This is a genomic window from Streptococcus sp. 20925_1_69 (genome assembly GCF_041432365.1).
Taxonomy (GTDB): domain Bacteria; phylum Bacillota; class Bacilli; order Lactobacillales; family Streptococcaceae; genus Streptococcus.
In genome coordinates, this window is sequence record NZ_JAPVZL010000003.1 from 26,024 (window position 1) to 52,167 (window position 26,144).

At 36.1% G+C, this 26,144-nt stretch carries 20 protein-coding genes; 17 read left to right on the forward strand and 3 right to left on the reverse strand.

What is annotated here, in order from left to right:
- Window positions 1–20: 20 nt before the first annotated feature.
- Together sdaAA and sdaAB are read right to left on the reverse strand one after the other, a co-directional pair.
- Entirely contained in the window at window positions 21–893 is an 873-nt protein-coding gene (gene sdaAA, locus O3601_RS02690; protein ID WP_000499143.1) for an L-serine ammonia-lyase, iron-sulfur-dependent, subunit alpha, read from the reverse strand.
- A gap of 8 nt (window positions 894–901) precedes the next feature.
- The gene (gene sdaAB, locus O3601_RS02695) at window positions 902–1,573 is read right to left on the reverse strand and encodes an L-serine ammonia-lyase, iron-sulfur-dependent subunit beta (RefSeq protein WP_000838912.1); all 672 of its coding nucleotides are present in this window, start codon (window positions 1,571–1,573) and stop codon (window positions 902–904) included.
- Window positions 1,574–1,814: 241 nt separating this feature from the next.
- On the opposite strand from sdaAB, the gene O3601_RS02700 reads away from it, so the two are divergent.
- Window positions 1,815–2,435, forward strand: coding sequence for a LysM peptidoglycan-binding domain-containing protein (locus O3601_RS02700; RefSeq protein ID WP_371471013.1), 621 nt, complete (start codon window positions 1,815–1,817; stop codon window positions 2,433–2,435).
- Window positions 2,436–2,486: 51 nt separating this feature from the next.
- On the opposite strand, the gene O3601_RS02705 is transcribed toward O3601_RS02700, so the two are convergent.
- Window positions 2,487–3,350, reverse strand: coding sequence for a helix-turn-helix transcriptional regulator (locus O3601_RS02705; protein ID WP_261018521.1), 864 nt, complete (start codon window positions 3,348–3,350; stop codon window positions 2,487–2,489).
- A gap of 862 nt (window positions 3,351–4,212) precedes the next feature.
- Here O3601_RS02705 and O3601_RS02710 point away from each other — a divergent pair.
- The 16 genes from O3601_RS02710 to mnmG all read left to right on the forward strand — a co-directional run bounded on the left by O3601_RS02710 (window position 4,213) and on the right by mnmG (window position 25,973).
- Window positions 4,213–4,392 carry a plantaricin C family lantibiotic gene (locus tag O3601_RS02710; protein WP_218757245.1) on the forward strand — a complete coding sequence of 60 codons (180 nt, stop codon included), beginning with the start codon at window positions 4,213–4,215 and terminating at the stop codon, window positions 4,390–4,392.
- Between the two features lie 19 nt (window positions 4,393–4,411).
- Window positions 4,412–4,594: a class II lanthipeptide, LchA2/BrtA2 family gene (locus tag O3601_RS02715; RefSeq protein ID WP_218757246.1), complete on the forward strand. Its 183-nt coding sequence runs from the start codon at window positions 4,412–4,414 to the stop codon at window positions 4,592–4,594.
- A gap of 18 nt (window positions 4,595–4,612) precedes the next feature.
- Window positions 4,613–7,513 (forward strand): type 2 lanthipeptide synthetase LanM, encoded by a 2,901-nt coding sequence (gene lanM / locus O3601_RS02720; RefSeq protein ID WP_261018520.1) that lies wholly within the window; start codon window positions 4,613–4,615, stop codon window positions 7,511–7,513.
- A 4-nt stretch (window positions 7,514–7,517) separates the two neighbouring features.
- Window positions 7,518–9,665, forward strand: a complete 2,148-nt coding sequence (locus tag O3601_RS02725) for a peptidase domain-containing ABC transporter (RefSeq protein WP_261018519.1) — start codon at window positions 7,518–7,520, stop codon at window positions 9,663–9,665.
- A 410-nt stretch (window positions 9,666–10,075) separates the two neighbouring features.
- Window positions 10,076–12,814, forward strand: a complete 2,739-nt coding sequence (gene lanM, locus O3601_RS02730; RefSeq protein WP_261018518.1) for a type 2 lanthipeptide synthetase LanM — start codon at window positions 10,076–10,078, stop codon at window positions 12,812–12,814.
- A gap of 14 nt (window positions 12,815–12,828) precedes the next feature.
- Window positions 12,829–13,674: an ABC transporter ATP-binding protein gene (locus O3601_RS02735; protein ID WP_261084602.1), complete on the forward strand. Its 846-nt coding sequence runs from the start codon at window positions 12,829–12,831 to the stop codon at window positions 13,672–13,674.
- A gap of 15 nt (window positions 13,675–13,689) precedes the next feature.
- Window positions 13,690–14,418, forward strand: coding sequence for an ABC transporter permease (locus tag O3601_RS02740; RefSeq protein ID WP_000773482.1), 729 nt, complete (start codon window positions 13,690–13,692; stop codon window positions 14,416–14,418).
- A 502-nt stretch (window positions 14,419–14,920) separates the two neighbouring features.
- Window positions 14,921–15,508: a hypothetical protein gene (locus tag O3601_RS02745; protein WP_261039919.1), complete on the forward strand. Its 588-nt coding sequence runs from the start codon at window positions 14,921–14,923 to the stop codon at window positions 15,506–15,508.
- 285 nt (window positions 15,509–15,793) lie between these two features.
- Window positions 15,794–17,902 carry a bacteriocin-associated integral membrane family protein gene (locus O3601_RS02750; RefSeq protein ID WP_371471016.1) on the forward strand — a complete coding sequence of 703 codons (2,109 nt, stop codon included), beginning with the start codon at window positions 15,794–15,796 and terminating at the stop codon, window positions 17,900–17,902.
- Window positions 17,899–18,540 carry an ABC transporter ATP-binding protein gene (locus O3601_RS02755; RefSeq protein WP_371471017.1) on the forward strand — a complete coding sequence of 214 codons (642 nt, stop codon included), beginning with the start codon at window positions 17,899–17,901 and terminating at the stop codon, window positions 18,538–18,540. Before O3601_RS02750 ends, O3601_RS02755 begins: the two co-directional genes overlap by 4 nt.
- Window positions 18,541–18,746: 206 nt before the next feature.
- A complete protein-coding gene (locus O3601_RS02760; protein WP_316126954.1) occupies window positions 18,747–19,553 on the forward strand; it encodes an ABC transporter substrate-binding protein in 807 nt (268 codons plus the stop codon).
- Between the two features lie 15 nt (window positions 19,554–19,568).
- Window positions 19,569–20,765: an argininosuccinate synthase gene (locus tag O3601_RS02765; RefSeq protein ID WP_261026003.1), complete on the forward strand. Its 1,197-nt coding sequence runs from the start codon at window positions 19,569–19,571 to the stop codon at window positions 20,763–20,765.
- A 28-nt stretch (window positions 20,766–20,793) separates the two neighbouring features.
- Window positions 20,794–22,185, forward strand: a complete 1,392-nt coding sequence (argH, locus tag O3601_RS02770) for an argininosuccinate lyase (protein WP_371471018.1) — start codon at window positions 20,794–20,796, stop codon at window positions 22,183–22,185.
- A 147-nt stretch (window positions 22,186–22,332) separates the two neighbouring features.
- Complete coding sequence (mnmA, locus tag O3601_RS02775; RefSeq protein ID WP_371471019.1) at window positions 22,333–23,454, forward strand: tRNA 2-thiouridine(34) synthase MnmA; 1,122 nt, start codon at window positions 22,333–22,335, stop codon at window positions 23,452–23,454.
- Between the two features lie 140 nt (window positions 23,455–23,594).
- Window positions 23,595–24,050, forward strand: a complete 456-nt coding sequence (locus O3601_RS02780; RefSeq protein ID WP_316127020.1) for an NUDIX hydrolase — start codon at window positions 23,595–23,597, stop codon at window positions 24,048–24,050.
- A gap of 9 nt (window positions 24,051–24,059) precedes the next feature.
- A complete protein-coding gene (gene mnmG / locus O3601_RS02785) occupies window positions 24,060–25,973 on the forward strand; it encodes a tRNA uridine-5-carboxymethylaminomethyl(34) synthesis enzyme MnmG (RefSeq protein WP_371471020.1) in 1,914 nt (637 codons plus the stop codon).
- Window positions 25,974–26,144: the final 171 nt, after the last annotated feature.

The window sequence follows — 26,144 nt, forward strand, 5'->3', positions numbered from 1 at the left end:
GTTTCTCCTATTTGATAAGCTTATTCTCCGAAAATTTCTTTTTGGAGGCGACGACCAGTAGGGGTGGTAGCGAGTCCACCTTCAGCTGTTTCACGAAAGGCAGTTGGCATGCTTGAACCCACTTGGTACATGGCATCGATAACTTCATCCACAGGGATTTTAGATTCGATACCTGCCAAGGCCATGTCTGCTGCGATAAATGCAAAGCTAGCTCCCATGGCATTGCGTTTGACACAGGGAACTTCGACCAAACCTGCAACAGGGTCACAGATGAGGCCCAGCATATTTTTAATGACAAAGGCAATGGCCTGACTGGCCTGATAAGGTGTTCCACCGGCAGCCAGAGTCAAAGCTGCAGCACTCATAGCAGAGGCAGAGCCGACTTCGGCCTGGCAACCGCCCTCAGCACCTGAGATAGAGGCATTGTTTGCGATGACTAGTCCAAAGGCACCGGCAGCAAAGAGGAAATCCAGCTGTTGCTCGTGGCTGAGGTCTAATTTTTCAATAGCAGCAGTGAGAACGGAAGGGAGACAGCCAGCACTTCCTGCGGTCGGAGTAGCGCAGACCAAGCCCATTTTGGCATTGTGTTCATTGACAGCGATAGCATTGCGGGCAGCAGAGAGAATTGTATAATCTGATAAAGTTTTTCCGTTTTTGATGTAGTGATCCAGCTTGGCAGCATCTCCACCTGTCAGGCCACTACGAGATTTATTTTCATTGAGGCCAAGTTGGACAGAGGCTTTCATGACTTCCAGATTGCGTTCCATGAGAAGGAGGACTTCTTCACGTTCGCGACCGGTCAATTCAAACTCAGTTGTAATCATAAGTTCTGCGACATTTCCTTGAAAGTCCAGATCTGCTTGCTCGACCAATTCTTTGATAAAATAAAACATGCTTCCTCCTATTTAAAGAAATTGACATTGTGGAGATGAGGGATTTTTCGAATTTCTTCGATAGCCTCATCACAGTTGCGACTGTCAACTTCGATAATCATAATGGCTTTTTCACCAGCTTTTTCACGAGTAACATTCATCTGGGCGATATTGATACCATAGCGTGAAAGAGCCTCTGTTACGAGGGCAATCATACCTGGAATATCTTGATGAACGATAATGATAGTCGGTGTATTCATATTGAGAGAGACGGCAAAGCCATTGAGTTCGGTGACCTGAATATTCCCTCCACCGATAGAAATACCAGTTACGCTGATGGTCTTGTGAGCATTTTTGACGGTAATTTTAGTGGTGTTTGGGTGAGGAGCATTGCTGTCTTTCTGAATGGTCCAGACAATCTTGATGCCACGCTTGTGGGCAATTTCCAGGCTGTTTGGGATTTCAGGATCATCTGTATCCATGCCCAAAATACCTGCAACAAGGGCTAGGTCTGTTCCGTGACCACGATAGGTTTTGGCAAATGAGTTAAATAGTTGGAATTCGACTTCTGTCGGAGTATCATCAAAAATGGAAGAGACAATCTTCCCAATACGAACAGCACCAGCTGTATGGCTACTAGATGGGCCAATCATAACTGGTCCGATGATATCAAAGACAGATTGAAAACGAAGTGATTTCATCAGTTTCCCCTTATAAAAATTCTTATCTCTATTATATCAAAGAATAAAGGTCTTGACTTTAATTGTGGATGAAAACCTTTCTAATACCTCAAATAGCATAAAAATAGTATCTTTTATGACAAAAAACACATTATTTAGGGAAATAAAAAATAATTTTGTAATATTTCTACATAAAAGTGTCAAGAAACGGTAATATTTAAAGGGTATGATAGAACTATAGAAAGAAGGAGAATTTTCAAATATGAAATCAACAACTAAAAAGATTAAAACAACTCTTGCAGGAGTAGCTGCCTTGTTTGCAGTATTTGCTCCATCATTTGTATCTGCTCAAGAATCATCAACTTACACTGTTAAAGAAGGTGATACACTTTCAGAAATCGCTGAAACTCACAACACAACTGTTGAGAAATTGGCAGAAAACAACCACATCGACAATATCCATATGATTTATGTTGGTCAAGAGTTGGTTATCGACGGTCCAGCAGCGCCAGTAGCATCAGCTTCAACGACTTATGAAGCTCCAGCTGCCCAAGACGAAGCTGTTTCAGCCACAGTGTCAGAAACTACAGAGGTAGAGGAAGAAACTCCAGCAGCAAGCGCGCCAGTAGCAGAAGAAACAGTTGCTTCAACTGTAAGTGGATCTGAAGCAGAAGCTAAAGAATGGATCGCTCAAAAAGAATCAGGCGGTAGCTATACAGCTACAAATGGACGTTATATCGGACGTTACCAATTGACAGATTCATACTTGAACGGTGACTACTCAGCTGAAAACCAAGAACGTGTAGCAGATGCCTACGTTGCAGGACGTTACGGTTCATGGACTGCTGCTAAAAACTTCTGGCTTAATAACGGCTGGTATTAAGAACTAACGAACAGAATAATATGAAAAGGTCGAGGAAATCCCTCGACTTTTTTATCTTTCCTTCGGTTGATAATAGGTCTCTACTTCTTTTTTGAGATGAGACAGCATAGAAGTTTCCTCGGTCAGCTTCAGAAGTGAGAAACCTTTTTGGATAAGTCTAGCATCATCCCTACAAATCCCGATACGGACATAGCAGATAGCAAGCCTATCGTAGCTTTTCTTGTTCTTGGCATCCTCTAGTAAAGTATAGCAGATTTGTTGACACATGTTTTTGTCTTGATTGTATAAGTAAATGGTGGAAAGGTTGAGTAGGATTGCTACTCGCAGTTCATATAGATGTTGATAGTTTTTATAGACTTCCAAGCGTTGCAAGATTTTTTCAGTGATGAGATGGAGGTGTTCAATGGGAAAGCTGAAAAGGATGGTATTGAGGATTTTTAGGTCATTTTCATACCATATATCTTGTTTTTCAATTTTCTCCCAAAGTTTTGTGACAGTCTGTTTCACTTGGTTTGACAGTTGCTCTGTACCATGTTGACGGATATGAATGACAATTTCCAACATATCTCTGATTTCTTCTATGGGCAGGTCGTGGTGGGTTTTGAGATAGTCTTGGCATTTTTGAAATAGTTTTTCGAGTTCACTAGTCCCTAGGGTTGAGCTCATATTGAGATAGGTTTGCATGATTTCTGTTCGTTGGCTCGGTTGATAGAGGTGGCAGATATAGTCAAACTCTTCAAAACTCATATTGATTTGCCGGAGAAGAAACTCCATATTTTCATATTTGGGAGTTACCTTGCCGCTTTCAATCTTTGATAGGCTGGTTCTTGAGAGAACCTCCCCACAGACCTCTTCTTGGGTCAATCCTTTTGACTCACGTATTTCTTTATATACTTTCCCGAAATCATAACGCATAATTTTCTCCTTTTCGTGAAAAAAGTTAACAAAGAATAAAATCCTATTAAAAATATTGTATCATAATAACAGGAATAGTAAAAAAGAAAACTAAAATAATGTGTGAAAAAAGTTAACTAATTTTAAAATAGAATAAAGAAGAGGTATACTATAGATACAAAATATAGATAGGAGGGAAAAAGTATGAATAAAAAAGTTTTTCGCTTTTTAGTTGTTCTTGCTTTCTTATTTAGCATTGCTACGGTTTTCCCATGGAGATGGCCGATGTGATGAGTTCGTTTTTAATAAAGAAGGAAGGTGAGTCCAATGCACTATGACACTTGGAAATAAATGAGATTATTTATTTCTATAAAATAAAATAGTTGAAAATAAAAAGTGAGAAGAAGTGTTTAAATACGTAATTCTTTTTACTATATTATTAATCTTAGTCTCTAATAATTTACCTGACGTTACAGATTTGGCTAACGAATATGCTATAAATCAATATTTGGTTATTGTGCAAATTTCTCCCAATAGTTTAAGAATGATTTATTCGAGAGGTGTCGGATTAAAATAGTCTGAGGATAGAACGTTTTAAATCTGATGCAAGAAATAAAAATTGTCAGAGAGAGGGATATATATTATGCTTTTACGAACAGTCTATTCAGAAAGCGGACTCAGATTACGCATATGATATATGAGGAGAGATTACAAACACAAAGTAATTCATCTAAACTTGATGTAGGGCTGTTGGGCTAATTTACTAGTGATTTATTTGTGTATTATTAAAATTAAATCGAGGAGGGATAATATGTTTTTTGATTCATCATAGGATAACTAATATGTCACATAGTTATAAATAATTAAAGGAATGGTATATTTTATGGTAAAAAAAGAAAATTCTTATAAAAACGTAAGTTGGATTGAAGAAATTCAAGATCAAAATTTTAACGATGACGTATTTGGTGCGTGCTCTACTAACACTTTTACCTTAAGTGATTTTCTAGGAAATGATGGTGGTTGGTGTACAATAAGCGTGGAATGTATGGCTTGGTGCCATTAATATTTGGAGGATAGTAATTATGATGAATAACACATTACAATTAGGAAAATATACTGAAGAAGATATGATTGAGCTTACTGAAGAAGATGTGAATGGAGGTGCTATTACATTAGTAACACCACTTACTCCTCAATTCGTTGAGGTTACTGTTGCTGCTACGGCAACAATTTGTCCAACATCTTCATGTACAAGTCGGTGTTGATGTAATGTAAGGAGCAATATGAAATATTCACTAGAGCAAGTGTTTCCAGAAGTAAATAAATTAGATTATGATAGATTGGTTCAACCTCTATTAACATTTAATAGAAACCATCTAAATCTTAAGAAAATTAATCTCCAAAATAAACAGATACTTGTTTCAAATATTTCAGAGAATTATCCTTATCAAAAAATATGTAATGCAGTTGTTGACAGGATTTGGAACGCACATTGGTTAAATGAATTTAATTCTGATTTTGTGAACTATAAATCTTTTAGAAAAACCATCTGTAAACAACTTTCACAGGTGGTTTTTTCAAATTTTATCCGTTGTTTTGCTGAACAAATTCAAGAATTAGAGGATAAGAAACAGAGTTCTCAGGAACTGTATACACTATATAATTCTAATTTGATAGAGAGTAATTTAAAAATATTTGAAGAAAAATATCCCGTTGTTTGGTCTAGATGCCACAATATATTAATAAACAGGATAGAATCGCTATGTATTATGCTAAGCAGATTAAGAAATAATAGAGAGAAGATATATAATGAATTTGAGCTACATAATAGTGAAAAAATTTATTGTATTCAATCAGGAGGTGATTCTCATAACAACGGTCAAACCGTTAATATTATTGAATTTAATTCGGGTAAAAAAATTATTTATAAACCTAGATCAGTATCTGGTGAAGTGGGGTATCATCAGTTCATAATAAGATTTAATAAATTTTTTAAAACAAACTTACTAAGTATAAGAGCGCTAGATTATACTAAATTTGGTTTTACTGAATTTATTGAAAAAATTGAAGATGAAACACAATGTGATATGACAGATGCAGGTAAACTTTTATGTATTATGTATATGTTGAATGCATCTGACATGCATTTTGAAAATGTTTTATGGACTACTCTAGGACCGATTCCAATAGATTTAGAAACACTTTTTCAACCATTGAGACAAAAGCAAATTAATAAAGTTGAGAGTATAAAAAGTGCATATAGAAAACTCGCTAGATCGGTTTGTGGAACTGGGATACTCCCTTTTTCATTAGATTATCAAGGAAATTCGGATGTGGGATTTACTGGATTTAGAGATGAAAATACCAAGAGTCCTGTTAGAACTATGCATGTTAGTAATGGATTTACTTCAAATATTAATATTGACTGGTATTCAAATGATAGCTATGAAAAGACCGATTCATTGGTAGACAAACCTGAATATGAAGTATTAGTTATAGATAGATGCAAAGATGTTATTAATGGATTTACAGAATTATATCTTCAGATTAGCGAACAACTAGAAGAATTTAAAAACATGGTTCTGGATTGTTTCAAAGATATGCAGATTAGATATTTACATAATATGACTTACAGATATGAGCAGATTTTAAGAGTACTAACAGCAACAGAGCCTTCCAAGAGTATTGAATTAGCTCGGATGCTAGTGAGTCGTTTAGCTCTACTAAGTTCAACGAGTGATATATCATTACCACTATCAGAGAGCGTACAAATATGGAATGGGGACATCCCATATTTGTATGTTAAGTTTAATAGTAATATAGTCAAAGATATAAATGGAAGTTTGGCAACTCTATCTACTACCCCCAAAAAAGACTTTCTTGATAAGATAAAAAATTTGAATAGGGAGGATCTTTATAATCAAATAAGACTAATAAGAATATCGTTTTTATCAAAGATAGCTGATTCACATGAAGGTAAGATATTTGAGTGGGAAAAAATTGAAAACTTTAGAACAGGAACAGATATTGTAGTAGTAGATGATATTTCTAAATTAATTGAAAGTATAGTGGATAATGCTTTATCTGATAGATTTTCTCACTTACCTGAAACTTGGATAGGCCCAATATCTCGTAGAGGAAGTGGATGGATTCCGGGGGTGTTAGGGTATGATTTATATAGTGGGAGAATTGGTATAGGGTTAGTATTACTTATATATGGTAAATATTTTAAACATAAAGAATCATATAATTTATCTAAAAGTATATTTGAAAAGATTTCCAATATTCTAAGTACAGAAAGTTTTGATAAGAGAAATCTTTTAAAAATGGGAAATGGAGCATATGCTGGATTATCGGGAGTAATTTGGTCACTATATAAAGCAGGTGAAATTGAACAGAATGAGGATTGGATGAAAGTCGCAGAATCTTCATGGAAGTTTATCTTGGAGAAAGATTATTTTGATGATAACTTTTTTGATATTATTTCGGGAAGTTCTGGAAGTTTAATAGTACGTTATAATATGCTTCCACACTATCAATTGTCTAGTGAATTATTGACTGATATTATAACGAAAGGTTATGAAGAAATTTTAAATGTTGATAATAGCCTTACCTCAGGGGTAGCTCATGGATTAGGAAATTTGATATGGTTTTTCTCAATAATAAACCGAAAACATAATGATGAGAGAGTTAGAGTTCTAGTTCAGAAAATTCATCAAATTATTACAACCAAATTCATGAATGATGAAAAAGAAATATTGGTGTATAAACTTCAAAATCAATCTAATATAAGTAATTCATGGTGTAACGGATTATCAGGTCTTTTATTGGCCTATTACGAGGCTTATAAATCTGGTATTATTGAAAAAGATTTTGTTATTATGATAATTAATCAATTGAAAAAGACCAAGATTCCTGTAATTCCTACATTATGTCATGGAGGATTAGGAATTATCGAGATTCTTGAATATGTTCGAGATGAATTTTCATTTGAGGTAGAGCCATTATTAAATTATTTATACAATACATTATTTTGTCCAGATAAAGTTGTTGAGTATTTAAATACCTCTAGTTCAAGATATGCATTAGGTTATGGACTATTGACAGGAAATTCAGGAGCACTACTATACTTGTGTAAGCAAATGAATAAAGAAATACAGTTTAATCCGCTGGTTTTGAGGTGATTTTATGAAGAGTAAATCTATTAAACTACAACCAACAATGCAAATATCTCATACCGAATGTGGATTGTGTTGCGTGAGAACAATCTTAGAAGCATTTGGCTATAGTGTTTCTTTGATTGAGTTAAGACAAATAAATGAACCAGGTAGAGATGGTCTAAGCTTAAAGCAACTTAGTGGAATTTTAGGAAACTTTGGAATAGATTCTAAAATATACAAAATACACAATATTAACGCATTGAATAATTTGAATTATCCTTTAATTGCGTTTTGGAAAAATTCTCATTTTATCTGTATAGAATCATTTAGTTTAAATTCAAACAAAGTGGTAATAATGGATCCGTCTATAGGAAGATTAATCATTACGTTGGAAGATTTTAAAAATAATTTTTCAAATTTTATTTTGTTCCCTCAAACAACAGAGCAGTTTAAAGGGCGTTCTAAAAAAAAGTTTCAACTTTTAAGAAAAAAATATTTATGGCCTAAAGGGATTATAAGTATTTATCTAAAAATTTTTTTAATAATGCTAACAGTAATGTTAGTCAACTTATCTATTCCATTAATAACACAGACTTTGATTGATAATTTTTACCGCGTAGAATATTTATATACATACGTAGCATATGGTATCATTCTTTTCTTATTGCTGAATTTTTTTATTACTTATTTTAAAATATATTTAGCTACCCAGTTGATGTATAAGTTTAGCTTACATTTAATGATTGAGGGATTTAAAAGAATGCTTGCTATTCCAGCAAAGTATTTTTCAGTACGAACTCCAGGAGAAATTTCCTATAGATTTAATTCATTACTAAGAATACAGGATATATTAGGGATTTCAATTGTTCAGTTTTTTATTGAATTGCTAAGTAGTTTAGTTTTGTTATCATATGTATATTATTCTTCTTTTAGTATTGGATTAGTTGTAACTGTGCTAATTTTGATAGTCTTGCTATTTTTATATAGGACACAATTTAAAATATTAAACATATCTGATCAAGAAATTCACTCAGGGAGTAAGTATCAGTCAGTTCAATTAGATGCAATAGTTTCTATTAACAGTATTAAGTTAGGTGGATATGCAGAAAATTATTTTGAGGATTGGAAAAGTAAATTTTCTGAATATCTTAGTTTAGTGAGATGTAGAACTATTTTTCAACAAGGAATTGTTGGTGGTGTTATTTCAAGTTTACAAACTTCAGCTCCATTATTAATATTGTTTATTAGCTTATCGTTAGTTTCGATGGAACATTTAAGCATGGGTCAAGCAGTAGCTTTACAGGCTGTTGCATCATCCTTATTTTTTTTAATCACTTCCCTCTTTAATACGTTCTCTAGTTTTCTAGTTTCTTCAAAATACATAGAATTATCAGATGATATATTTGAATATCCAGTTGAAAGTACTATAGAAAGTTCAGTAAGAGTAAAAGATGGTTCAATAGTATTAAAGAATGTTGATTTTAGATATACAAAAGATAGTTCATTAGCCTTAGAAAATATCAATTTAGATGTTAAAGATGGAGAAACGATTGCTCTTGTTGGTAAATCAGGTTCTGGCAAAAGTACGTTAGCTAAAATAATATGTACTCTTTTCGAGCCTACTAATGGTCAAATAATGTTTGGTGGAATAACATATGATAAATATAATTTACATAAGTTAAGGAAATCAATAAGTTATATTCCTCAAGAAGCACATTTACATAATAGAAGAATTATTGAAAATATAGACTTTGGCTTGACAAGTGATGAAGTATCTTTAATAGAAAAGTGTCGAAAACTAGGATTTTTAGATTTTGTTGATACGATGCCTTTAGGTTATGATACAGTTGTTTCTGAAATGGGAGGGAATTTGTCAGGTGGCCAAAGACAACGTATACATATTGCAAGAGCACTGCTTTCAAGACCTAAAATTTTAATTATGGATGAGGCCACTTCATCGCTTGATAATATAACTCAGGCTAAAGTTTATGATTTACTTTCAAGGTTGGAATGTACTAAAATAGTTATTGCTCACAGATTAGAAACTGTGCTAAAGGCTGATAAAATTGTAGTTCTTGATAAGGGTAGAATAGTTCAAGTGGGAGAACATGATGAAATGATTAAAGAAGATGGAATTTATAGTCATTTATTCAATTCAAATATGGCGAATTTATAGGTTTATGATTTAATAGACTTGTTAGGACTCCTCTTAACTATAATGTATAGATGTTGTTGTGGCTTGTTTTAATTGAATTTAAAGACGTGAAAGCTAAAAACTAATGGCTAGTTGGGACGTTAAAAATTTAATTTCTAACCAGCTAATCTTGATTCAAATAGTTATCGAACATGGCTAATAAGTAAGATTGTTGTATTTTCATGTTTTACTATCAATAAATTTTTAAGTGTTCAATCATTACATGGGAGCTTCGGTATAATATTGATTTCCTAAAATTTAAAAACAGAAAATAATGATGATTAATATTTTTAGATTTTAAAATGGAGTTTTTAGAAGTTTTTGTAAATCAATTGTATTTATTTCTCCGGCTATTTAAGATTGTTGAAATATGTTTTATTAGGAGGACTGTTATGGAAGTGTGTGTGACCAAGTATTTTAAAAAAGTTTTTGAAAAGGAGTTGAAACAATTTGATATTAATTTAGAAGAAATTTCTAGGAAAAATGATAATATCCCTACAATAAAAAATCAATTAAAAGAGTGTTTTTATCAATTACTTGATAAAAATTTATGGCAGTTGAGTTACAAGGTCTTTGTATATGAATTTCATAAATTTAGGGAAAAAAATAATTACCCAATAGATAAAAATTCATCTATTGCTTTTAATACCTATGTTTCCCAATTTAACGAGGAGAGTATTTTTGAATGGTTTCACAATTATCCTGTTTTTCATAATCTGATAGATAATACAATAAGAAATCTATCAGATTATATACTTACAGTTAATAAGCACTATTATGATGATTATGAGTTGTTATGCTCAACTTTATTTGGTGAAAAAATAAGCATAGTAAAAATATATCCTATGGATTCAGATCCCCATAATGGTGGAAAGATAGTTTTGTGTTTTGTCAATGAAAAATCACAGAAAGTCATATATAAACCCAGATCTCTTTCAGTTGATAAGCTTGTTAGAACTATCTTTACAGTAGCATTAGATTTTAAAAATAAATTTAATTTTATTCCTGTCCCAAATATTATTGATTGTAAAAGTTATGGTTGGCAAGAGTATATTGTAAAGAGTCATGCCAAAGAATCTGATTTTAATAAAAGTTATTTTAACTTGGGTTATTGTTCTGCTATTTTTAGTTGTTTAGGAGCGGTAGATTTGCATGATGAAAATATTATATTTAACAATAATCGTCCATATTTCATAGATTTAGAGACTGCCTTTCAACCTGCAAATAAAAGAGAAATCAGGAATCTAATAGACGTAGAAAATGAGATGTTACAAAACTCCATAGTAACTACCTCAATCGTTCCTTCAAGGTTAAATGTATTTCCTCACGATATTTTAATAGGTGGTATTAATACAGTTCATCCTCAAGAAACGAATGAAATGTCTTTTAGGATTAAGAATTTTGGATCTGATGGAGTGGACATCGTAAAAGAGAAAATTAAGTCAACAAAACATTCTACCTCTTTTTTATTTGATAACGCTAGCGATATTCGTACTTTAGAATGTCAAGCAGACTTTCTTGATGGATATGAAAAAGGGTACCATCAAGTTCTTCAAGCTAAGAATTTAATTAGAAAAGTTGTATCTGATGGGAAATGTACATTGCGGGTTGTACTAAGACCAACAACACAATATTATTTGTTAATTGACGCATGTTTATTCCCAGAAAATTTAATTAGTTTAGAAGTACTTAAAAATAAAGTATTAAATTATATGAAATCTCCTAGGATGATTACATCTGATTTGGGTGCTGTAAAAATAATTTCAGAAGAAAATAATATGCTAATGATTGGCGATATTCCTTACTTTTATATAGATTATAACTCTAACTATTTACAGAGTAATTCGGGATTTAAATTAAAATGTTTTGAGTGTTCTCCAAAAGAAAATTTACTTAGTAGATTAGATAAAGCATCAGAAAAACAATTGGCTATAGATAAAAGATTTATAGCTGAAGGATATTCATATGTGAGATCTGTTGAACGTAAATTTAGGAATAATCTAAAAAATGTGGAGAAAAACTCTAATTTATTTGAAAAAGTACTCAATTCTTTAGAATCATTGAATATTGATTATATGGTGGAATTTTTAATAGAAAATTCTATTGAAAGTGAATGCTTTAAAAAAATAGGTTGGATAACTGGTGTTTATGGAAACTCTCCGATATCTTATAATTCTGTTGTTCAGGTATCATTTTTCGATTCAGCTGGAATATTTTTTGTCTTTGAACATTTAGAGAGCGGAGAAAAATATGCTGAAAAAATAATTAATGGTTTTGAAGAATTTCAAGATATACTATATCAATATAAAATGGCGAATAACTGTTCTATTATATCTGGTATAAATTCTTTAAGCTTTTTAAAAAATTATAAAGAAAAACAAATTCTAGAAATAGAAAAAAGATTACTTACAAACACATCATCATCTTATGCTAACGATTTATTTTCTGACCAGATTGGTGTATATCATGTTTTATCAACATTCTTAAACTCTAATTTAAATTTGATAAAGAATCAATTAAAACTTCTGGATTATACAAATAGACAATTCAAAAAATTTGGAATAGCGCATGGGGAACTGGGGATTAAATGGGCGGAATTTAGATTGAATAATAAAACGAAAAATTTAGAGCAGTGTAACTCAATATTTCATAGCGTTTTAGACATGATGAATTACTCATCTGAGTATGGGAAGGGCTGGTGTAATGGTAGTGCAGGTTTACTCATGGTTTTAGCTGAGATGAGTACTATATTGAATAAAAAAATTGATTTGTTTGAAATTGCGAAGAGCTTTGCTATAGAAGAAAATGATGAAATTGATTTTTCTGTTTGTCACGGAATAGCAGGAATGGTGCAATCTCTATTATTTGTATATGCTGTAACTGAAGATTCCAGATATTTAAATTTAGCAAATAGTTTTTGGAGAAAAGCCTTTGCTTTTGCTAGAGATAACGGTTATTACACTGGAGAACGGTCTAGAGATTACTTATTGGGATATTTCTTAGGATGGTCGGGTATCATTGATACTGCTATTTTGTTAAGTCAGTATAACCAAGGAGAGAAATCTTATATTCCTTTAAACCTTAGCTCTAAATCATATCAGGACAAGTTATTTAATTCTAAAAGATATTAATGGAGGAATAAAAAATGGAAGTTATAAATGTAAGTAAGCATTATGGTCATTCAATCATTCTCAAAGATATAAATTTTGCACTTAACAAGGGTGAAATTGTTGGTCTAGTAGGGAGAAACGGAGTTGGCAAGAGTACATTGATGAAAATTCTTGTTCAGAATAATCAACCGACTTCAGGGAATATTATAAGTAGTGATAATGTTGGGTATTTAATCGAAGAACCAAAATTATTTTTATCTAAAACAGGTTTAGAGAATTTAAAATATTTGTCAAATTTATATGGTGTTGACTACAATCAAGAAAGATTTGGGAGTTTGATTCAAGAGTTAGATTTGAGTCAGTCTATTAATAAAAAAGTAAAGACCTATTCTTTGGGTACAAAACAAAAATTAGCTTTGCTTCTAACTCTTGTTACGGAACCCGATATATTGATTTTAGATGAACCGACTAATGGTTTAGATATTGAATCATCACAAATAGTTTTAGCGGTTCTAAAAAATTTAGCTTTACATGAAAATGTGGGAATTTTAATATCGAGTCATAAATTAGAAGATATTGAAGAAATTTGTGAGAGAGTTCTTTTCTTGGAGAACGGGCTTTTGACATTTCAAAAAGTAGGAAAAGATAGTCATAATTACTTGTTTGAGATAGCTTTCTCATCAGCTACAGATAGAGACATTTTCCTTACCAAACAAGAATTTGGGGATATTGTTCAGGAAGAGGGACTGAAAATTACTATGTCTGGGAATATTCAAAGTAGTGAGCTTTTTAAATTTTTTAACGAAAACTCTATTAAAGTAGTTGATTTTGAAACTAAAAAAGAGACGCTTAAAGATATTTATCTAAATCGTTCAAAATAAAGGAAGGATATAATCATGAAATTAAATAAATTGAATTTTCTTAAGGAAAATATAAGGGATTTATATTCATCAGGCGTAATATATCTTGGTTTGATTATCTCGTTTATACCGCCGATACTGGTTACATTCTTTATTCTAAAGACTCAAGGGACATCACTTGGTATTAAGCATATTTCAAATTTTTATGCTATGCTCGGTATGTTAATGGCTGTTATACATGCTAACCGAATTATTAGCAGGGATTTTTCCCACAATACGATAAGTTTATTTTATAATCAACAGAAAAATCGGATGATTTACGTCTTGTCTAATTTTATATATGCCATCTCAGTTTCCATTATTTATGCTTTGAATGGCATTGTGCTACTAGTCATCGTAAGTAAATTGGGTGTTCCAGGTGATTTAGGATTAGATTTTATAGCAGCCATTGTAGTCAATACAATTTTGTTAGTCCTATTTTATTTTCTATTATCTTACATTTTTTATTTATACAAATTGAAAAGTGGCTTGGTATTTGGTATTTTAGTAGCTTTACTACTCTTTATCCCTAATATATTAAATACGATTATGATGAATACTAGTAATGATTTGTTTATCAAAGCGATTGAACTTCTTCCTTTTTATTCCTTACCTGTATTTGTTGCTTCAAATACGATGTCTATTAGTCAGTATCTTGTGGTAATCACTACAATCATTTTATTGTACTTGTTCACTCTCAAGAAAAGCAAGGAGTATTCATTTTAGTTTCATTTAGTATTATTTACCGTCTCAAAATCTAGCAAAAAATAAAAAGATGTTGCGCTGGATAGAGAAAATTAGAATGTATAACAGAGGTAAACAGATAATTGTAGGGGAATTAAGCCTTCTATTGATGAGCATGAATTTTCTTATAACATTATCCAACAAACTGACCTATGAAACTTCAAAAATTCAAAAACCACACGGTATTCCTTTCAACTTGATTGTATTCAAGACTGAAACTACTTGAAAATATTTAATATTTTTCTTTAATTATTTGACAGGTTATATATGTTGATTTATAATATAGGTAAAACAGGGATTGTGTAAGCGTTAACAAATACAGTACCCTTAACTTTGTATTCAGCAAAGAATTATGATGCAGCTAGAAAAGAAAGAATTCTAGCTTGATACAATGTCACCAGTTTTATTTAAAGTTGTTATGGAACTATTTTCAAAATAGATAGGCCTCTGTTTTAGGCGGAAAAGTTAATCAGGAGGTTAAGTGATGAACTACAATGTAAAATATCTCTTATCAGGAATATTTATTATAGTCTTTATAGGTTTTCTAGTCTGGATGCGTTATTTTAATCAGAGGAAGGAAGAAGAGCATTCGGATATGTCTTTTGAAGCGAGGTTAGATAGTGAGGTCAAGGCCTTATATAAACAACTAGGATTGGGTGAGGAGCCTCATTATTTCTTAGCGTATCGCTACCTACATCCTTGGTTCAACTTGGCGATTTTACCACCAACAGTTGAAATTTTCTTAACTAAAATAGCGCTGGTGATGGTAACTCCAGATGAACTACTGATAAGAAATCTTGGGAATGGGATGACTTTCACAAGTGAGCATCATCGTGATTTGCGGCAAGGACTTATCCGCATTCCAAAATCAGAGATGAAAGAATTTGAGATTCGTAACTGGAAAAAATTTTTTGTATTGGGCGATTTTTTAACAATTAAAACAAGCCAACATAGCTATTATTTACAGGTTAGAGATGATGGACTTCAAAAAGGAAGTCTTTCTACCAAACATTTCTCTGACTTGAAACGACAAGATTTTCTCGGATTATTGACAGATAAACGGACATTCTGATTGACAATTGCCCTAGTGGCTTATTGTAAACTTTACAAATGAGCTGTAAACACTAGAATTCATTCAGAAAGGCAATTCCTATGAAAAATAAAATTTTAATCATTGTTTATATTTTAGCCTCGCTAATCATCAGTTTTATAATCTTTTCACTTTTGCATATTGATTTTAAATGGTGGACAACTCTGGCTATAAGTGCAGGATTTATTTACACCTACTTAAAATTTAGTAAAAAATAAAAATTACCTGCACCTATCTCACTTTCGTCTCTTCACGGGAGGTATCTCTATGAAAAAAATCAGTCATCTTTGTATGCTCTTGCTCTTGCTGTGTACTACGTTTTTTGTCCTGAATGTAAATGTTACACGAGAAATAGTGCGGATTCAGGAGATGGGCAAGACAGATTATTCGTTTGACTTGTACTTGAAAGATGTCACTAAACCGACAGAAACGATTCTCCAATTTTTTGAAGAGGTTGCAAGTCAAGACAAGGTCTCTATTATCAAAGTAGATAATGGCGATGAGGTGGTCAAGGCTGGTGTTTTTGATAAGGAAACCTTCCCCTATCAGGAGTTCGGTCTGACTTCTCTTGATTTTTCAAAGAATGAGAAGGGGGTCTACAGCAACCAGGATCTTCCCAATAATCTAGGAACCATTCCCACCTTTTTAAAGGTGAAACTCATTCGACTCCAGACCTTCCAATCTTATATTGAGGATAAATCCCATACTGTAAATGGGCGCTACATGATTACCTCCAGCAAAGAGATAGATCGCGATACCATTCTACAAAAGTGGAGTGATTTTTTCCAGATAGATAAGACGATTTTATTAGAACCCACTTACCGAAGTCAGGTTGGAGTGCTAAATCAAGCTTTGTTACTATCTATCATTATCTTTATCTTGGCAATCTTGCTTGTGATTTTAATGACAGTTTATCAGCCGATGATGGAGATGAAACGAGTGGGGGTTCAAAAGTTACTTGGTTTTCAAAGCAGGGCGATTTTAGCTGGTTTTGTAAAGACTAATTTTTATCTTCTCTTGGGTGGAAGTCTTATCATTGACTTGGGACTATTTTTAGTGCTGGACTACAGACCAAAACTTCTGTTCCCAAGTTTACTCTTATCCCAATTTCTGCTTTTACAGTTGTATTTGTTCATCAGTTGGCTGACCTACCTGATGATTCAGAAAATGACAGTTAGTTCCATGTTGAAAGGTTTTTCATCTGTCAAACTTGGTCTCATCTTCAATTATGTGATGAAAATAGGGACAACTATTTTACTGACGGCCTTACTGATTGGGGTAGGCAGAAGTTTAGAACAAGAAAACAAAGAACTTGCTTATCAGCAACAGTGGGTAAGCCAAGGTAATTACCTGACCTTAGAAACCTTCAAACTCAATGATAACCTGTGGCAAGAAGAACTAGCAGGGTCAGGGAAATCTACAGATTATTTCTACCAATTTTATCAAGACTTGCTAGCAAAAACACAAGTAAACTATGTGCGAAGTACGAGTCTTCCTATCAAACCAGTCATCAAAGCTGAACAAGTGCAGAATTACCAACTGCCTGATAAGGTAGATGTTTACTATGCAAACCGTCAATTTTTAGAGAGTAAGGGCTTTAAGTTACCTGTTATCGGCACTAAAAAGGTGATTTTGTTGCCAATCAGTGACAAAGGACAAGAAGGCAAGAATCAGTTCTTGGGAAAATCCATCGCCTATCTTTCTCTGAGGTATGAAGATCAGCAAAAGCAAACAATAGAAGATATGGATGTAGAAATTGCCTACTATGAAGGAGATTGGTCCTTCTTCCCTTATAATAATGAGCGAAAGGAAAATCTCCACAATCCAATCATTAGTCTGGTAAATGATCAAGACATGATGTGGGAAGAAAAGACTCACTTGTCAACGACAGGTTTAAACAACCCGATGAAAATTGAAAATACAGAACAAAATCAAAAAGTGATTACAGAGTTAGTCGATAACTTATCTGATGGTAGCTATTTAAAATTTTCATCGATTCAAGCAATTCAAGAGGGGATGGTTGATACCTATCGGGATTCTGTTCGTAATTTTAACGTTCTGTTTGCCTTATTTGCTCTTCTCAGTATGATTGTCTCCTACTTTTTACTCGTTACTACTTTCTTGTTGAAGCGCAGGGATATCATTACCAAGAAGTTTATGGGGTGGAAACTAGTCGATCGCTACCGCGCTCTCTTAGTTCTGCTCTTGCTGGGCTATAGTCTCCCTCTTCTAGTCTTGATTTTCTTTGCCCATGCGCTCTTGCCACTCCTGCTGTTTGCAGGCTTTACATGTTTGGATATACTATTTGTGCTAGTCTTGGTTTCTAGGATGGAGAAAAGAAGTCTAGTAGAGTTATTGAAAGGGGGCATCTTATGATTGAGTTGGAAAATATTACCAAAACCATTGGGGGAAAAGTGATTTTGGATCACTTGTCTCTTAGGATTGATCAGGGGGATTTGGTAGCCATTGTTGGCAAGAGTGGTAGTGGTAAGTCGACCTTGTTAAATTTATTAGGTTTGATAGATGGTGATTATAGCGGACGGTATGAGATTTTTGGTCAGACAAATCTAGCGGTCAATTCTGCTAAGTCGCAAACAATAATCCGTGAACATATCTCTTATCTATTTCAAAATTTTGCCCTGATTGATGATGAAACGGTCGAGTACAATCTCATGCTGGCACTGAAATATGTGAAATTGTCTAAGAAAGACAAGCTCAAAAAGGTGGAAGAGATTTTAGAGAGAGTAGGTTTGTCAGCTACTTTGCATCAAAAGGTCTCCGAGTTGTCTGGTGGGGAGCAACAACGAATTGCAGTTGCTAGAGCCATCTTAAAACCCAGCCAGCTGATTTTAGCCGATGAACCTACAGGTTCTCTGGATCCTGAAAATAGAGATTTGGTCTTGAAGTTTCTCTTAGAGATGAATCGCGAGGGGAAAACAGTCATTATCGTGACCCACGATGCTTATGTAGCCCAACAATGTCATCGAATCATTAAATTGGACGAGGGAAAATGAGTTCGTTCGGCTTATTTTGACTGACTGAATACTCATGTTTCCCAGAGATAAATAGCATAAATACGCCTAGGAATGACATTTTTATGTATTATTTCTAGGTTTTTTTGTTTCAAATTGAAAATTTTTTCAATTTAGGCTTGACAAACGAAAAGGATAGGAGTATTATTTATACAATCAAAAAGAATAAACATAAAGGAGGCTTTGTTATGAATAAGATGAAGAAGGTGTTGATGACGATGTTTGGTTTAGTGATGCTCCCCCTACTATTTGCTTGTAGTAACAATCAATCGGCTGGAATTGAAGCCATCAAGTCCAAAGGAAAATTGGTTGTAGCTCTCAATCCAGATTTTGCTCCATTTGAATACCAAAAAGTGGTTGATGGGAAAAATCAGATTGTGGGTTCAGATATCGAATTAGCCAAGGCTATCGCAACAGAACTAGGTGTCGAATTGGAACTATCTCCCATGAGTTTTGACAATGTATTGGCTAGTGTTCAATCAGGAAAAGCCGATCTTGCCATATCTGGTGTTTCTAAGACAGATGAACGGAGTAAGGTGTTTGACTTTTCAATTCCCTACTATACTTCAAAAAATAAGCTCATTGTCAAAAAATCTGACTTTGCCACTTATCAGTCTGTCAACGACTTAGCGCAGAAAAAGGTCGGAGCACAGAAAGGTTCGATTCAAGAGACGATGGCGAAAGATTTGCTACAAAATTCATCCCTCGTATCTCTGCCTAAAAATGGGAATTTAATCACAGATTTAAAATCAGGACAAGTGGATGCCGTTATTTTTGAAGAACCCGTTGCCAAGGGATTTGTGGAAAATAATCCTGATTTAGCAATCGCAGAACTCAATTTTGAAAAAGAGCAAGATGATTCCTATGCGGTCGCCATGAAAAAAGATAGCAAGGAATTGAAAGAGGCAGTCGATAAAACCATTCAAAAGTTGAAGGAGTCTGGGGAATTAGACAAACTCATTGAGGATGCATTTAAAGCATCTATTGAAAAATAGAAAGAAGGAAAAAACATGAGTAAAGAAAAAGTAATTTTGGCCTATTCTGGCGGTTTAGACACATCAGTTGCTATTACCTGGCTGAAGAAAGACTATGATGTTGTTGCAGTTTGTATGGATGTGGGTGAAGGGAAAGACTTAGATTTCATCCATGATAAGGCTCTTAAGGTTGGGGCAGTCGAATCTTATGTCATTGATGTTAAGGATGAATTTGCTACAGATTATGTGCTAGTAGCTCTCCAGTCACATGCCTACTATGAACAAAAGTACCCCTTGGTATCTGCCTTGAGTCGCCCTCTTATTTCTAAAAAATTAGTTGAAATCGCGCATCAGACAGGAGCGACTACAATTGCTCATGGTTGTACAGGTAAGGGGAATGACCAAGTACGTTTTGAAGTATCGATTGCAGCCTTGGATCCCAATTTAAAAGTGATTGCACCAGTTCGTGAATGGAAATGGTCTCGGGAGGAAGAAATTCATTATGCCAAGGAAAATGGGGTGCCTGTTCCTGCTGACCTTGACAATCCCTACTCTGTCGACCAAAACCTTTGGGGACGTGCCAATGAGTGTGGTATTTTGGAAAATCCATGGAATCAGGCTCCAGAAGAAGCCTTTGGCATCACATCTTCTCCAGAGCAAGCTCCAGATACGCCAGAATACATTGATATTGAGTTTAGTGAAGGTGTTCCAGTTTCCCTCAATGGAGAAGTGTTAAAATTGGCAGATTTGATTCAAAAACTCAATGAAATAGCTGGAAAACATGGGGTCGGACGGATTGACCACGTGGAAAATCGTTTGGTTGGGATTAAATCAAGAGAAATCTATGAGTGTCCAGGGGCAGTGACCCTGCTGACAGCTCATAAGGAAATTGAGGACTTGACGCTTGTGAGAGAAGTGGCTCATTTTAAACCAATCATAGAAAATGAATTATCAAATCTCATTTATAATGCTTTGTGGTTTAGTCCGGCTACGCAAGCCTTGATTGCTTATATTAAGGAGACTCAAAAAGTTGTCAATGGAACTGCAAAAGTCAAACTCTATAAGGGGAGCGCTCAGGTCGTAGCCCGTAAATCACCAAATTCTCTTTACGATGAAAATTTGGCGACTTATACCAGTGCGGATACCTTTGACCAAGATGCAGCTGTTGGCTTTATTAAGTTGTGGGGACTTCCAACCAAGGTTCATTCTGAGGTTCAAAAAAGCGCCAAATAGGGCGATTGGATAGAGAGGTGGATGTGATATGGCTAAGAATACAAAATTATGGGGTGGTCGCTTTGAAGGTACTGTCGAAGACTGGGTAGAGCGCTTTGGTGCGAGTATATCTTTTGACCAGAAATTAGCTAAATTTGACTTGATTGGTTCCTTAGCCCACGTTCAGATGTTGGGTCAGACGGGCATTTTGAGTTTGGAGGAGTCAGAAAAGATCCAAGCAGGCTTGAAAGAGCTCTTAGAAGAGCTAGAGGCAGGTCAACTTGACTTTGATATTTCAAACGAAGATATTCATATGAATATGGAAGTGTTGCTGACAGAAAAAATTGGTCCTCTTGCAGGGAAGTTACATACAGCCCGTTCTCGAAATGACCAAGTTGCGACAGATATGCACTTGTATCTCAAGGAACAACTTGGTCATGTCCTAGATAAACTGGCTCATCTCAAGGGTGTTTTATTAGACTTGGCGGAAAATCATGTGGAGACGATCATGCCGGGCTATACCCATCTGCAACATGCCCAGCCTATTAGTTTTGCCCACCACCTGATGGCTTACTACAATATGTTTAAAAGAGACAGTGAACGTTTTGAATTTAACCAGAAGCATACAGACCTATGCCCTCTAGGTGCGGCAGCTTTGGCAGGGACGACTTTCCCCATTGATCGCCAATTGTCCAGCGATTTGCTGGAGTTTAAGCAACCTTATACAAATTCTTTGGATGCTGTTAGTGACCGCGATTTTATCTTAGAATTTCTATCCAATGCCAGTATACTGATGATGCATATGAGCCGTTTTTGTGAAGAAATGATCAATTGGTGTAGTTTTGAGTACCAATTCATTACCTTGTCAGATACGTTTACAACAGGTTCCTCTATTATGCCACAAAAGAAAAATCCAGATATGGCTGAGTTGATTCGAGGAAAGACTGGCAGAGTTTATGGACATTTGTTTGGACTGTTGACAGTCATGAAGTCCTTGCCTTTAGCTTATAACAAGGATTTGCAAGAGGATAAGGAAGGAATGTTTGACACGGTAGAAACGATTTTAAATTCCCTCGATGTATTGGCAGGTATGTTATCTAGTTTGCAGGTAAACAAGGAAAAAATGCAAGAGTCGACAGAGAAGGACTTTTCAAATGCGACTGAGTTGGCAGATTATTTGGCAGGGAAAGGCTTGCCATTTAGAGAAGCTCATGAGGTTGTAGGAAGATTAGTGCTAGACTCTATCAAGTGTGCTAAAAATATTCAAGATTGGAGTCTAGAGGAATTGCAAACCTATCATTCCCTCATTGCCGAGGATATCTATGTCTACTTGCAACCTAAAACTGCTGTTCAAAGAAGAAATTCCTTGGGCGGTACAGGATTTGATCAAGTGAAATACCAAATTGCAGTCGCTAAGAAAGCGAATGAAGCTAGAAAGTGATAGATTGATAAGAGGTTGGCAGATTATCAGCCTCTTTCTTGTCTTCTCCAACCAAGCATGTTATAATGAATACTGCTCAAGCGACCTTCAATCGTGAAGCACACACGACCTTCAATCGTGAATAAACGAATAGATGGGAGACTTACCATGAGTGATAACTCTAAAACACGTGTTGTCGTGGGGATGAGTGGTGGTGTCGATTCGTCGGTGACGGCTCTTCTGCTCAAGGAGCAGGGCTACGATGTAATCGGTATCTTCATGAAGAACTGGGATGACACAGATGAAAACGGCGTCTGTACGGCGACCGAAGATTACAAGGATGTGGCTGCGGTGGCAGACCAGATTGGCATTCCTTACTACTCTGTCAACTTTGAAAAAGAGTACTGGGATCGCGTTTTTGAGTATTTCCTAGCGGAATACCGTGCAGGGCGCACGCCAAATCCAGATGTTATGTGCAACAAGGAAATCAAGTTCAAGGCCTTTTTGGACTATGCCATGACCTTGGGGGCAGACTATGTAGCGACTGGGCACTATGCCCGAGTGGCGCGTGATGAAGATGGTACTGTTCATATGCTTCGTGGCGTGGACAATGGCAAGGATCAGACCTATTTCCTCAGCCAACTTTCGCAAGAACAACTCCAAAAGACCATGTTCCCCTTGGGACATTTGGAAAAGCCTGAAGTACGCAGACTAGCAGAAGAAGCAGGCCTTGCGACTGCTAAGAAGAAAGACTCGACAGGGATTTGCTTTATCGGAGAAAAGAACTTTAAAAACTTTCTCAGTAACTACCTGCCAGCTCAACCTGGTCGCATGATGACTGTGGATGGTCGCGATATGGGCGAGCATGCAGGTCTGATGTACTATACGATTGGTCAGCGTGGCGGGCTTGGTATCGGTGGGCAACACGGTGGTGACAATGCGCCTTGGTTCGTTGTCGGAAAAGACCTAAGCAAGAATATCCTCTATGTCGGCCAAGGTTTCTACCATGACTCGCTCATGTCAACCAGCCTAGAGGCCAGTCAAGTTCACTTTACTCGTGACATGCCAGAGGAGTTTACGTTCGAATGTACGGCTAAATTCCGCTACCGTCAGCCTGATTCTAAGGTGACAGTCCATGTCAAAGGAGATAAGGCAGAGGTCATCTTTGCAGAACCACAACGCGCGATTACACCAGGACAGGCAGTTGTCTTTTACGATGGCGAAGAGTGTCTCGGTGGCGGTTTGATTGACAATGCATACCGCGATGGACAAGTTTGTCAGTACATTTAGATTGACAAATTTTCTCAATTTGCTACAATAATAAAAGCAATAGAAATGATGGTCAAAGCTCATGGATGTTGCAGGCTTTTTTGTCCTGCACTTCTTTGGAGTTTTGACTGTTTTTGTGTCGTTTAGAGGAAAGGACAAAAATGACTCAGCAAGACTTTCGGACAAAAGTAGGAAATACGGTTTTTGGAGTTCGGGCGACAGCCTTGATTGTCCAAAATCGCAAGCTTCTAGTCACCAAAGATAAGGGCAAGTATTATACTATTGGCGGTGCGATTCAAGTCAATGAAAGCACGGAAGACGCGGTAGTCCGTGAAGTGAGGGAAGAACTGGGTGTCAAAGCTCAAGCTGGGCAACTAGCTTTCGTGGTTGAAAATCGTTTTGAACAGGATGGTGTTTCCTATCACAATATCGAGTTTCATTATCTGGTGGACTTGCTTGAAGATGCCCCACTGACCATGCAGGAAGATGAGAAAACGCAACCTTGTGAGTGGATTGACTTGGACCAGCTTCAGGATTTCCAACTAGTCCCAGCCTTTTTAAAAACAGCCTTACCAGATTGGGACGGCCAACTAAGACACATTCATCTTGAGGAATAGGAGAGAAATATGACTTATAATTTTACTGAAGAATACGATATTATTGTAATTGGTGCGGGACACGCTGGGGTCGAGGCTTCCTTGGCCGCTAGCCGTATGGGTTGTAAGGTCTTACTTGCGACCATCAACATTGAAATGCTGGCTTTCATGCCTTGTAACCCCTCTATCGGTGGTTCTGCCAAAGGGATTGTCGTGCGTGAAGTTGATGCCCTCGGTGGCGAGATGGCCAAAACCATTGACAAGACTTACATCCAGATGAAGATGCTCAACACAGGGAAGGGTCCAGCTGTCCGTGCCCTTCGTGCGCAGGCTGACAAGGAGCTTTACTCTAAGGAAATGCGCAAGACAGTTGAAAATCAAGAGAATCTGACCCTTCGTCAAACCATGATTGATGAGATTTTGGTGGAAGACGGCAAAGTTGTCGGTGTTCGTACAGCGACCCATCAAGAATATGCTGCTAAGGCCGTTATCGTGACGACAGGGACGGCCCTCCGTGGGGAAATTATCATCGGTGACCTCAAGTACTCATCAGGTCCTAACCACAGTTTGGCTTCTATTAACCTTGCTGACAATCTCAAGGAACTGGGCCTCGAAATCGGTCGTTTCAAGACAGGAACCCCTCCACGTGTCAAGGCTTCTTCTATCAATTACGATGTGACAGAAATTCAGCCAGGAGACGAAGCGCCTAATCATTTCTCATACACTTCACGTGATGAGGATTATGTCAAGGATCAGGTGCCATGCTGGTTGACCTATACCAATGGTACCAGTCATGAGATTATCCAAAACAACCTCCACCGTGCACCTATGTTTACAGGTGTGGTTAAGGGAGTGGGACCTCGTTACTGTCCGTCGATTGAAGACAAGATTGTGCGCTTTGCGGACAAGGAACGCCACCAACTCTTCCTAGAGCCAGAAGGGCGCAATACTGAGGAAGTCTATGTTCAAGGACTTTCAACCAGTCTGCCTGAGGATGTCCAGCGTGACTTGGTTCATTCCATCAAAGGTTTGGAAAATGCAGAGATGATGCGGACAGGTTATGCCATTGAGTATGATATGGTCTTGCCTCATCAGTTGCGTGCGACTCTGGAAACCAAGAAAATCTCAGGACTTTTCACTGCTGGTCAGACCAATGGAACGTCAGGTTACGAAGAAGCAGCAGGTCAAGGGATTATCGCTGGTATCAATGCGGCTCTGAAAATCCAAGGCAAGCCTGAATTGATTTTGAAGCGCAGTGACGGTTACATTGGGGTCATGATTGATGACTTGGTGACCAAGGGAACCATTGAACCCTACCGTCTCTTGACCAGTCGTGCTGAATACCGTCTCATCCTCCGTCATGACAATGCTGATATGCGTTTGACAGAGATGGGACGTGAGATTGGCCTTGTAGATGATGAACGCTGGGCTCGCTTTGAAATCAAGAAAAATCAATTTGAAAATGAGATGAAACGCCTAGACAGCATCAAACTCAAGCCAGTCAAGGAAACCAATGCCAAGGTTGAGGAGATGGGCTTCAAGCCGTTGACCGATGCAGTGACAGCCAAGGAATTCCTTCGCCGTCCAGAAGTTTCTTATCAAGATGTGGCGACTTTCATCGGACCAGCTGCAGAGGACTTGGATGACAAGATTATCGAATTGATTGAAACAGAAATCAAATACGAGGGTTACATCTCAAAAGCTATGGATCAGGTTGCCAAGATGAAACGCATGGAAGAAAAACGCATTCCAGCTAATATCGACTGGGATGACATTGACTCTATCGCAACCGAAGCCCGCCAGAAGTTCAAACTCATCAATCCAGAAACCATCGGCCAAGCCAGCCGTATTTCGGGAGTAAACCCGGCAGATATTTCTATTTTGATGGTGTATCTGGAAGGTAAAAATCGTAGTATTTCTAAGAATCAAGAAAAGAAAGCATAGAGAAAAACAGCTCCGAAGACGGGGCTGTTTTGTTGACTTGTACTCAATGAAAATCAAAGAGCAAACTAGGAAGCTAGCCGTAGGTTGCTCAAAGCACTGCTTTGAGGTTGTAGATAGAACTGACGAAGTCAGTAACATATATACGGCAAGGCGAAGCTGACGTGGTTTGAA